General features: G+C 67.4%; 8 protein-coding genes and 1 pseudogene. All 9 read right to left on the bottom strand.

Features of this window, described 5'->3' with window-relative positions; all coding sequences use genetic code 11:
* Positions 1 to 1,270: pseudogene (locus tag AZG88_RS42180) on the bottom strand (preprotein translocase subunit SecA); the annotation flags it as partial.
* Between the two features lie 151 nt (positions 1,271 to 1,421).
* Positions 1,422 to 2,099, bottom strand: coding sequence for a ribosome hibernation-promoting factor, HPF/YfiA family (gene hpf, locus AZG88_RS42175; RefSeq protein WP_005240066.1), 678 nt, complete (start codon positions 2,097 to 2,099; stop codon positions 1,422 to 1,424).
* Positions 2,100 to 2,270: 171 nt separating this feature from the next.
* Positions 2,271 to 2,969 carry a ComF family protein gene (locus AZG88_RS42170; RefSeq protein ID WP_061041176.1) on the bottom strand — a complete coding sequence of 233 codons (699 nt, stop codon included), beginning with the start codon at positions 2,967 to 2,969 and terminating at the stop codon, positions 2,271 to 2,273.
* A 31-nt stretch (positions 2,970 to 3,000) separates the two neighbouring features.
* Positions 3,001 to 4,794: an MtrAB system accessory lipoprotein LpqB gene (lpqB, locus tag AZG88_RS42165; protein WP_061701066.1), complete on the bottom strand. Its 1,794-nt coding sequence runs from the start codon at positions 4,792 to 4,794 to the stop codon at positions 3,001 to 3,003.
* Positions 4,791 to 6,563 (bottom strand): MtrAB system histidine kinase MtrB, encoded by a 1,773-nt coding sequence (gene mtrB / locus AZG88_RS42160; protein ID WP_005240060.1) that lies wholly within the window; start codon positions 6,561 to 6,563, stop codon positions 4,791 to 4,793. Before mtrB ends, lpqB begins: the two co-directional genes overlap by 4 nt.
* A complete protein-coding gene (gene mtrA / locus AZG88_RS42155) occupies positions 6,560 to 7,237 on the bottom strand; it encodes an MtrAB system response regulator MtrA (RefSeq protein WP_005240059.1) in 678 nt (225 codons plus the stop codon). The genes mtrB and mtrA overlap by 4 nt, the downstream gene beginning before the upstream one ends.
* 45 nt (positions 7,238 to 7,282) lie before the next feature.
* On the bottom strand, positions 7,283 to 7,966 hold the full coding sequence (locus tag AZG88_RS42150) for a dTMP kinase (protein WP_061041178.1): 684 nt from the start codon (positions 7,964 to 7,966) through the stop codon (positions 7,283 to 7,285).
* 56 nt (positions 7,967 to 8,022) lie between these two features.
* On the bottom strand, positions 8,023 to 9,507 hold the full coding sequence (ahcY, locus tag AZG88_RS42145) for an adenosylhomocysteinase (RefSeq protein ID WP_061041179.1): 1,485 nt from the start codon (positions 9,505 to 9,507) through the stop codon (positions 8,023 to 8,025).
* A gap of 90 nt (positions 9,508 to 9,597) precedes the next feature.
* Positions 9,598 to 10,218 (bottom strand): TetR/AcrR family transcriptional regulator, encoded by a 621-nt coding sequence (locus tag AZG88_RS42140; RefSeq protein WP_005240050.1) that lies wholly within the window; start codon positions 10,216 to 10,218, stop codon positions 9,598 to 9,600.
* Positions 10,219 to 10,272 lie beyond the last annotated feature (54 nt).

Genomic DNA, 10,272 nt, shown 5'->3' with positions numbered 1-10,272 from the left:
CGTCGTCGACGACGGCGTCGAATTTGGCTTCCTCGGTCTTGTAGATCAGGTCGCCGTTGTCGACGCGGACCATCGGCCGGTTGGTGGGGATCGGGATGACGCCGAGGTTGTAGATCTGGTGCAGCTCGGCGGCCTCGGTCTCGGCCGTACCCGTCATGCCCGACAGCTTGTCGTAGAGACGGAAGTAGTTCTGCAGCGTGATCGTGGCGAGGGTCTGGTTCTCGGCCTTGATCTCGACCTTCTCCTTGGCCTCGATCGCCTGGTGCATGCCCTCGTTGTAGCGTCGGCCGACGAGGACGCGGCCGGTGAACTCGTCGACGATGATCACTTCGCCGTCGCGGACGATGTAGTCCTTGTCCTTCGTGTAGAGCTCCTTGGCCTTGATGGCGTTGTTCAGGTAGCTCACGAGCGGCGAGTTGGCGGCCTCGTACAGGTTGTCGATGCCGAGCTGGTCCTCGACGAGCTCGACGCCGGCCTCGTGGACGCCGATGGTGCGCTTGCGGATGTCGACCTCGTAGTGCACGTCACGCTTGAGCAGCGGCGCGATGCGCGCGAATTCCGCGTACCACTTGCTCGAGGCGTCGGCGGGGCCGGAGATGATGAGGGGGGTCCGGGCCTCGTCGATGAGGATGGAGTCGACCTCGTCGACGACGGCGAAGCTGTGACCGCGCTGGACGAGATCGTCCAGGGAGTGCGTCATGTTGTCGCGCAGGTAGTCGAACCCGAACTCGTTGTTGGTGCCGTATGTGATGTCGGCCGCATAGGCTGCGCGACGCTCGGCCGGCGACATGCCGGACAGGATCACGCTGGTGTCGAGGCCGAGGAAGCGGTGGACGCGGCCCATCCACTCGGAGTCGCGCTTGGCGAGGTAGTCGTTGACCGTGACGACGTGCACGCCGTCACCGGCGATCGCATTGAGGTACGCGGGCAAGACGCAGGTCAGGGTCTTGCCCTCACCCGTCTTCATCTCGGCGATGTTGCCGAAGTGGAGGGCGGCGCCGCCCATGATCTGCACGTGGAAGTGCCGCTGGTCGATGACCCGCCAGGACGCCTCGCGGGCGACCGCGAACGCCTCGGGCAGCAGCTCGTCGAGCGTCTCGCCGTCGCGGTAGCGGGCGCGGAACTCCTCGGTCTTCGCGCGGAGTTGCTCGTCGGTCAGGTCTTCGACCTCGGGCGACAGCGAGGAAACGTGGTCGGCGATGTGCTTGAGCCGCTTGACCATGCGACCTTCACCAACACGGAGCAGCTTCGATAGCGACAGCGACGGCACAGTCTTGTTCGTCCTCAATCTTCGGCAGTGGATGGGTGACACACAAAATCCGGCCGGAGGTCCGAGAACCCCGGCCGGATTCCATGGTAGGCGCTTCCGCGATCGGACGAGTAGACCGACCGCTCGGATCGTCAGGCGGAACGGGAGTACATCACGCCAGACGGATCAATCCGTAGTCGAACGCGTGCCGCCGGTAGACGACGGACGCCTTGTCCGACTCCTTGTCGTGGAACAGGAAGAAATCGTGTCCTACCAGCTCCATCTCGTACAAAGCATCGTCGACGGTCATCGGCGTGGCCTTGTGTTCCTTGGTACGCACGACATGACCCGGTGTGTGCTCGTCCGGCATCTGACCGTCCAGGGAGATGTCGGGACTGATGCCGAGACTGTCGTCCTCGGCGAGTGCGGCGGTGGCCTCCGCCACCGACACCGGGGTCTTTTCCCCGTAGTGGACCTTTTTGCGATCCTTGGTGCGGCGGAGCCTGCTCTCGAGCTTGGCGGTCACCGACTCGAATGCTGCATAGAAGCTGTCGGCGCATGCCTCGGCTCGGGCTACCGGCCCCTTGCCTCGGGCAGTGATCTCGACGCGCTGGCAGTTTTTCCTCTGGCGTCGATTGGGTTCGTGGTGAAGTTCGACATCGAACAGGAATATGGAGGGATCGAAGCGCTCGAGGCGCGACAGCTTCTCGGAGACGTACACGCGGAAGTGGTCGGGTACCTCGACGTTGCGTCCCTTGACGACGATCTCGGCGTTGGGGGTATCCGTCTTCTCTTGTGCATCCGTTGTGCGGTCGTCGACGAAAACCGAGGCTTGCGAAGGGGTCGTCACTCGTACCTCCCGATTACGGCCCCGCCCCTTGATGGGCGGCGGCGAGTTTGAGCAATGCCGGAAGGGGGTCCGCCCGGCACCAGGTTCGAAGTTCCACCTCCTACCTGTGTTTTCGGGTGTGTCCGCGACGCTAGTACGTAACGCGCGCGAGTGCCACTGTTCGGCAGAATTTCATCTGACACCCGCCACGACGACCACCGCGCTCACTCGGATACCCACTCGCGACAGCACCCGGACCGACTCGGCGGCGGTCGCCCCGGTGGTCGACACGTCATCCAGCAGGACCACCGAGATGCGGTGCAGTGCATCCGGTTCCGACGCGAGATGCCGCGCGAATACTTGACCGCTGCGCGTCAACCGGACACCACCCTCGAGGTTTACTCGACGTTGATCTGCGCTCAGTCCGACCGAATCGCGCACGGCGCGTCGCATCACGAGCGCGGGGCACACGCGTCTGCCTCCCACCGCGGCGACGGCGATCCGGGTGACGGGGTCGCCGCCGCGTGCACGGGCGGCCCGGGGACGCGTCGGAGCCGGCACCAGAACCACCGGGGCCACGTCCGGCGGGTCGAGTTCACCCCACTGCTGCAGACGGCCCACGGCGCCCGCGACGGCGGATCCGAGGGGCGCAGCGAGATCACGCCGCCCGCGTTCCTTCGCGGCGATCACGGCCCGACGGCGGGCACCCGAGTACGGTCCGAGGGCCCACACCCCGACCCCGGGATCCACGCGGGGCCGGAGCAGCACGGGGTCGTCGGCCAACTCCGTGGCGCAGCGAGCACACCACTGAGTGCCCGGCACCCCGCACCCGCCGCATTCGGCGGGCAGGATCAGGTCGAGCAGGCTCCGGAGGCCGGGCAGGGCGCGCATGCGGGCAGTATCGGCGACCGCACCGACAGCCTCAGCCCGGCAGGACCGGGATCGCCTTCACACCCGTCAATCCGGGAACCTCCCGCCAGTACCGGTCGCCCGCCGGATCGTTGTTGTTCAACTGGAACACCGCCCGGGAGTCGGCGACGAACTCCGTGGTCGTCGACGCGTCCACGGCCACCACCGGCGCGGTCAGGTTACGGCTCGGCAGCGCGTCCATCCGCGAACCGTCGACGGCCACCTGCACGACCGGGATGTCCGAGGCCGCGCGCGCGACGACGATCGTGTCGCTCGTGCTCCAGTCCAAGGACAGCGCTGGGCTGCCCAGACCGATCGCGACCGCTCGGGGATTCGTCAAAGCGTACTCACCACCCGGCATCTGGGTGACGATCGCGAGGTAGACCTTGCCGTCGACGATCAGTGCCGCGCGCACCCCGTCGCGGGACAGCCGCAACTCGGTGATCGTGGCACCCAGCGCGGTGACGGCGCCGGCGTCGACGTTGACCACCGACGTCCGGCCGGTGCCGGGCTCGCGCAACACCCGAATCACCGTGTTGCCGTTGACCGCTGCCCAGATCGCCGAATTGTCGGGCGCCCATGTCGGGCGGGTGATCGCGCCGCCTTCGAGCACCGACGCGGCACCGTCCTCGTAGGCGCCGACCATCAGCGAACTCGCGGGTTCCGGGGCGGGACGTCCGGTGTCCGCGACCGCGGCGACCAGCTTTCCGTCCTGCGACAGCGCGAGCGAACGCATGTTGCGGGCCGAACCGAAGTACCCGGGCACCGGCGTGACGCCGGTCTCGGTGACGCTCACCATCGACCCCTCGCGCAGCGCGTGCAGCCCCACGGTGGCGCTCGAGGTCGCGAACGGATTCATCGACGCGACGTCGGCGGTGGTCCACCCGTTCGGGAACCGCTCGTCGAAGGGCTCGCCGTCGGCGAGCAGCACGTAGGGGCCCGAGATCTCCGCGTTGGCCAGCGTCCAGATCACCTGTGCCGCGAACAGCTGCTTCGCCTGCGCGTCCATGGGCGGCACGCCGGCGAAATCGATCCGGATGCCGCCGAGCCCCACCCCCACCTGCGCGGTGCGGCCGTCGGCCTTCGTGATCGGGCCCCGCACCGACACGCCGTCGCCGAGCTCGTTGCGCACGGCCGGGGTGAGGGCGGCCTTCGGCCCGTCGATCAGCAGGCCGATCAGCTGCGACGCCATCTGGTCCTGGGCGCCCGACACCCAGCGCGGATCCGGCACGACCGTCGTCCCGGCCGGATCGAGGAAGTACAGCGATTTGCGCTGATAGGTGTTCAGGAACTGTGCCCGGTCCAGGATCACGCCGGCGGGGAGCTCGGAGATCCGCCACTCCCCGTCGAGTAGCTCGAGGCTGATCTTCGTCTCGAAGCTGCCCTCCTCCGCCACGTACAGTCCGCCGGGCTCGAGCTGCCCCACCTTGTTGGCGCGGATCGTGTACGTCGCCTTCTCGGCGGACCGGGTCTCCGGCAGCACGTCGACCTTGTCGACGATGGTCGCGCTGGCCGCGTCGTCCCAGCTGCCGGACACCCCGGCGGTGAGGAATTGGCGGGCCGCCAGATGCCGGTCGGTCGGGTCCGTGCTGGCCTTGAAGAAGTCGCGGAGCAGCAGGTCGGGTTCACGCCCCGGCGCGGGGGCCGCGACGCTCGATCCCGGCGAGTCACGGTTGATCGTGCCGATCGCCTGCGGTGTGGAGGAATCCGGGAGGCTCGCGCACCCGCTGACGGTCACGAGCACCGCGAGGACGATCGCTCCGCACACCGACCGCGACAGCAGGGCGGATCGCCGACGGGGCGTCACAGGTCCTGCTCCGGAAGGTGCGAACCGTCTCGGTCACCGACGTGCGCACGCTCGCGCTTCTGGGGAACCGTGCGGGATTCGTCGGCCACCGTCTCCGGGCTCTCGTTGCGCACCGGCAACGTGGTGTCGCCCGGGACAGGCTGCCCTTGAACGTATTTCGCGGTTCCCGGTTTCAACGGCAGCGGGCTCGACACGACCTTGCGGCCCCGCACCCGCGGCAGCGTCAGCCGGAAGCAGGCGCCTTGGCCGGGTTCGCCCCACGCCTCGAGCCTGCCGTCGTGGAGATTCGCGTCCTCCACACTGATCGCGAGCCCGAGGCCGGTACCGCCCGACCGTCGCACACGCGACGGATCGGACCGCCAGAACCTGTTGAACACCAGCTTCTCCTCGCCCGGCCGCAGCCCCACGCCCTGGTCGCGCACGATGAACGCCGCAGCGCTGTCGTCGGCGCGCAGGCGCAGCAGCACCGGTTTGCCTTCTCCGTGATCGATCGCGTTCGCGAGGAGGTTCCGCAGAATGCGTTCCACGCGACGCGGGTCCACCTCGGCCATGACTGCCTGATCGGGCAGGTCCACGATCAGTTCGGTCCCGCTCTCGCGCGCCAGGTGACGGACCGTCGAGACCGCTGCACGCGCACACATCCGGACGTCGAGTTGCTCGGCGGCCAGTTCCGCGACACCGGCGTCGTGCCTGCTGATCTCGAGGAGGTCGGCAAGCAGCCCCTCGAACCGGTCGAGTTCGGCGACCAGCAACTCCGACGACCGCCGGAGCACAGGGTCGAGATCGTCGCTGCCGTCGTGGATGAGATCGGCCGCCATGCGCACCGTCGTCAGCGGTGTCCGCAGCTCGTGGCTCACGTCGGAGGTGAATCTCTTCTGGAGGTTTCCGAACTCCTCGAGCTGGGTGATCTGTTTGGACAGGCTCTCCGCCATCTCGTTGAACGACATCGCCAGCCGGGCCATGTCGTCCTCGCCGCGCACGGGCATGCGTTCCTTCAGCCGGCCGTCGGCGAAGCGCACCGCGATCCGGGACGCCGACCGGATCGGCAGAACCACCTGCCGGGCGACGAGGAGCGCGATGGCCGCGAGCAGCACGGCCAGCACCGCACCACCCACCAGCAGCGTGCCGCGAACCAGCGACAGACTGCGGTCCTCACTGGCCAGCGGGAACACCAGATACAGCTCGAGCGTGGAGATCGCGGATGCGGTCGGGCTCCCGACGATCAGCGCCGGCCCCGAATAGCCTTCGGGATCGTTGACCGTGGCGAACTGGTAGGCCACCTGACCGGCCTGGACGAACGCCCGCAGTGACTCCGGGATCTGGTCCGCCGGACCGCTGGACGTCGGTGCGCGAGGGCCGTCACCGGGCACGATCAGCACAGGATCGAACGTTCCCGCCGACCCCGACGCCTGACCGGCGTCGGGCTCCCTGTTCGTCAGCGCCGCCCGGGCACCGTCGAGCTGGGTGGTGGGCGAACTACTGTCGTCCGCGCCTGCCAGCTGCCCCTCGACCGTGCTGCGGGCACGGTCCATCTCCTCGGTCGCCGCGTTGATCTTCGTTTCGAGCAGACGGTCGGTGATCTGGCTCGTCAGCACGACGCCGAGCACGACGATGACGATGAGCGACAACGTCAACGTCGAGACGACGACCCTCAGCTGCAGCGAACGACGCCACGTGTGCGCGAGGGTATTGCTCAGTGAGTGACCCCACCGAAGGATCGGCGAAACGCGTCGGTTGACACGACGCCGCCATCGGGAAACACCTGTCACGGCGGTCCGGCCTTGTAGCCGACCCCCCTGACCGTCAAAACCACTTCGGGATTCTCGGGATCAGTCTCGACCTTGGCCCGCAGACGCTGAACGTGCACGTTGACCAGTCGGGTGTCGGCTGCATGTCGGTAACCCCACACCTGCTCGAGCAGGACCTCACGGGTGAACACCTGTCGCGGTTTGCGCGCCAGAGCCACCAGGAGGTCGAACTCGAGGGGGGTGAGGGAGATCAGTTCTTCGCCCCGGCTCACCTTGTGGGCGGGGACGTCGATGACGATGTCTGCGATGCTGAGCAGCTCGGCCGGCTCGTCCTCGGTCCGGCGAAGCCGTGCCCGGACCCGCGCCACCAGCTCCTTCGGCTTGAACGGCTTCATGATGTAGTCGTCCGCGCCGGATTCCAATCCGAGGACCACGTCGACGGTGTCCGTCTTCGCGGTCAGCATCACGATGGGGACACCGGAATCGGCGCGCAGGACCCGGCACACGTCGATGCCGTTCATGCCGGGCAGCATCAGGTCGAGCAGCACCAGGTCCGGGCGTGTCTCCCGGACCGCGGTGAGCGCCTGGGTCCCGTCCCCCACCACATACGGATCGAATCCTTCGCCGCGGAGGACGATCGTGAGCATCTCCGCGAGCGCAGTGTCGTCGTCGACAACCAGAATCCTTGGCTTCATGTCCCTATCGTTGCATCTTCGGAGGCCGTAACAGCCCGTTCGCCGTTACGGCGTGCCGTGTTCTTTCTCGTCACGGCGTGCCGTGTCGTCACTCAAGAGTGCCAGGTTTTCGGCGAGCGTGACCGGATCGGTGTCCGGGGTGAGCACCCACCACGGCGAAATCCAGTCCTTCACGGCCAGCTCCCGGTACACCTCGCCGGTGCGTTCCTGCAGTCCACGGTCGCGCTCGTAGGCGTCGAGCGACCGGCTCGCATCCGCCGATTCACGGCCGCGGGCGCGTTGCTCGGCGAGTGCCACGGGAACGTCCAGATACAGCTGCAGGTCGGGCCGGGGCAGCCCCAGCCGCTCGAATTCGAGGTTCCCCACCCAGCCGACGAACTCCCCGTCCGCCCCCTGATGCAACCGGGCCGCACCGTACGCGGCGTTGGACGCCACGTAGCGGTCGAGAATCACCAGATCGTGTTCGGCGAGCAGCGCCGACAGTTCCCCGACGGCGCCGGACCGGTCCAGCGCGAACATCACGGCCATCGCGTGCACGGAGTCGCTGAGGTCACCGTGCGCGCCCTTGAGCGCCTCGGACGCCAGATCGGCGTGCACGGACCTGCCGTACCGCGGAAAGTCGAGGGTGCCGACCGCCAGGCCCTGTTCGGTGAGGCGTGTCACCACTGAGCCGACGAGTGTTCGCTTGCCCGCGCCGTCCAGGCCTTCCAGCGCAATCAGTTTTCCCACGAGGAAGAAGGGTATCCCCCGGCCCGTACGCGACGGACCGGGGGACGCCGCGATCTCTAGTACCGGTAGTGCTCAGGCTTGAACGGGCCCTCGACGTCGACGCCGATGTACTCCGCCTGCTCCTTCGTGAGCTTGGTGAGCGTGCCACCGAGCGCTTCGACGTGGATCTTCGCGACCTTCTCGTCGAGGTGCTTCGGGAGGCGGTACACCTCGTTGTCGTACTCCTCCGGCTTCGTCCACAGTTCGATCTGCGCGATCACCTGGTTGGAGAAGCTGTTGCTCATCACGAACGAGGGGTGGCCGGTGGCGTTACCGAGGTTCAGCAGGCGGCCCTCGGACAGCACGATGATCGAGTGGCCGTCCTTGAACCGGAACTCGTCCACCTGCGGCTTGATGTTGATGCGGGTGACGTCGCCGGAACGCTCGAGGCCGGCCATGTCGATCTCGTTGTCGAAGTGGCCGATGTTGCCCAGGATGGCCTGGTGCTTCATCTGGTTCATGTGCTCGAACGTGATGATGTCCTTGTTGCCCGTGGACGTGATGACGATGTCGGCCCAGCCGATGGCCTGCTCGACCGTCTTCACCTCGAAGCCGTCCATCAGCGCCTGGAGGGCGTTGATGGGGTCGACCTCGGTGACCGCGACGCGGGCACCCTGCCCGCGCAGAGCCTCCGCGCAACCCTTGCCGACGTCGCCGTAACCGCAAACGAGCGCGGCCTTGCCGCCGATCAGGACGTCGGTGCCGCGGTTGATGCCGTCGAGCAGCGAGTGCCGGGTGCCGTACTTGTTGTCGAACTTGCTCTTGGTGACCGAGTCGTTGACGTTGATGGCCGGGAACGTGAGTTCACCGGCGGCCGCGACCTGGTAGAGACGCAGGACACCGGTCGTGGTCTCCTCGGTGACGCCCTGGACCGACTCCGCAACCTTGGTCCACTTGGTCTTGTCCGCTTCGAGGGACTGACGCAGCAGGGCGAGGAACACCTTGTACTCGTCGGAATCCTGCTCGTCGTCGGTGGGCGGCACGACGCCGGCCTTCTCGAACTGCGCGCCCTTGAGGACGAGCATCGTGGCGTCGCCGCCGTCGTCGAGGATCATGTTCGCGGGCTTGTCGGCGTCCGGCCAGGTGAGCATCTTCTCGGCGGCCCACCAGTACTCCTCGAGCGTCTCGCCCTTCCACGCGAAGACCGGGGTGCCCTGCGGCGCCTCGGGCGTGCCGTGCGGGCCGACGACGATCGCGGCGGCGGCGTGATCCTGCGTCGAGAAGATGTTGCACGAGGCCCAGCGGACCTCGGCGCCCAGCGCGGTGAGCGTCTCGATGAGGACGGCCGTCTGGATGGTCATGTGCAGCGAACCGGAAATGCGAGCACCCTTGAGCGGCAGCACCTCTGCGTACTCGCGGCGAAGCGCCATCAGTCCCGGCATCTCGTGCTCGGCGAGCCGGATCTCCTTGCGGCCGAACTCGGCGAGCGAAAGGTCCGCCACCTTGAAATCGATCCCGTTTCGGCTCTCGGCCACGGGCGTGGTTGAAACTGAGGTCGTCATCTGCCTCTCCTGGTTGACTGCTGTTTCGGTCAAGGCTATCGGTACTGCGGCCCGAGGGTCACACTCACGTGAGGCTGCGCCGCGGGGCGGTCACTCCCGATCGGCCCCGTCGACCGCCTCGTCCACGAAAGGCCCCAGAAGAGCACCCAGATCCTCGGCGACGTTGGCCTCGGATTCGGGTGGCATCGAGATGTAACTCATAGCGAGGCGCACGATGGCGCGGCTGAGAATCCCCGCGTCCGACGGGTTCGCCCGCACCCAGCCCCGTTGGAAAACGTCGGCGAGCCGCGTCGACGCCCGCTCGATGATCGGCGCGCTCTCGGTCGTGATCAGACGCAGCAGATCGGGCTTGGTCTCGCCGCGCAGAAGTGACTGCACGAGCGGGTCGGACAGGCTGGCTGCGAAGAACGCGGTGAATCCGGAAAGCAGCGCGGCGCGGCCTTCCCCGACGTTCGCCTCGAGCGCCTCGTCGACCGCGTCGACCAGTTCGTCGGCCAGCCGGAGGGCGTACGCCTCCGCCAGCCCCTGCCGCGACTTGAACTCGTTGTAGAGCGTCTGCCTGCTCACCCCGGCACCGGCCGCGACATCCGACATCGTGATGTCCGACCAGTCCTTCTCGAACAGGAGATCCCGCATCGCATCGAGCACCGACTGACGCAGCAGCAGCCGCGCAGCCTCCTGATAGGGCACCCGGACACGCGACGAAGTCATGGCGAAGACATTAGTGCCCGCCGCCTCCGGGGTACTCGCCCGGTACTGCCGCTC

The sequence above is a fragment of the Rhodococcus sp. LB1 genome (assembly GCF_001583455.1).
GTDB lineage: Bacteria > Actinomycetota > Actinomycetes > Mycobacteriales > Mycobacteriaceae > Rhodococcus_F > Rhodococcus_F opacus.
This window is presented reverse-complemented; position numbering and strand designations above follow the sequence as displayed.

What these genes read in the sequence shown, in the direction of transcription:
- AZG88_RS42170 (WP_061041176.1), bottom strand. Translation starts at nt 2,969, where the DNA reads ATGCGCGCCCTGCCCGGCCTCCGGAGCCTGCTCGACCTGATCCTGCCC.
- mtrA (WP_005240059.1), bottom strand. Translation starts at nt 7,237, where the DNA reads ATGAAGCCAAGGATTCTGGTTGTCGACGACGACACTGCGCTCGCGGAG.
- ahcY (WP_061041179.1), bottom strand. Translation starts at nt 9,507, where the DNA reads ATGACGACCTCAGTTTCAACCACGCCCGTGGCCGAGAGCCGAAACGGG.
- AZG88_RS42140 (WP_005240050.1), bottom strand. Translation starts at nt 10,218, where the DNA reads ATGACTTCGTCGCGTGTCCGGGTGCCCTATCAGGAGGCTGCGCGGCTG.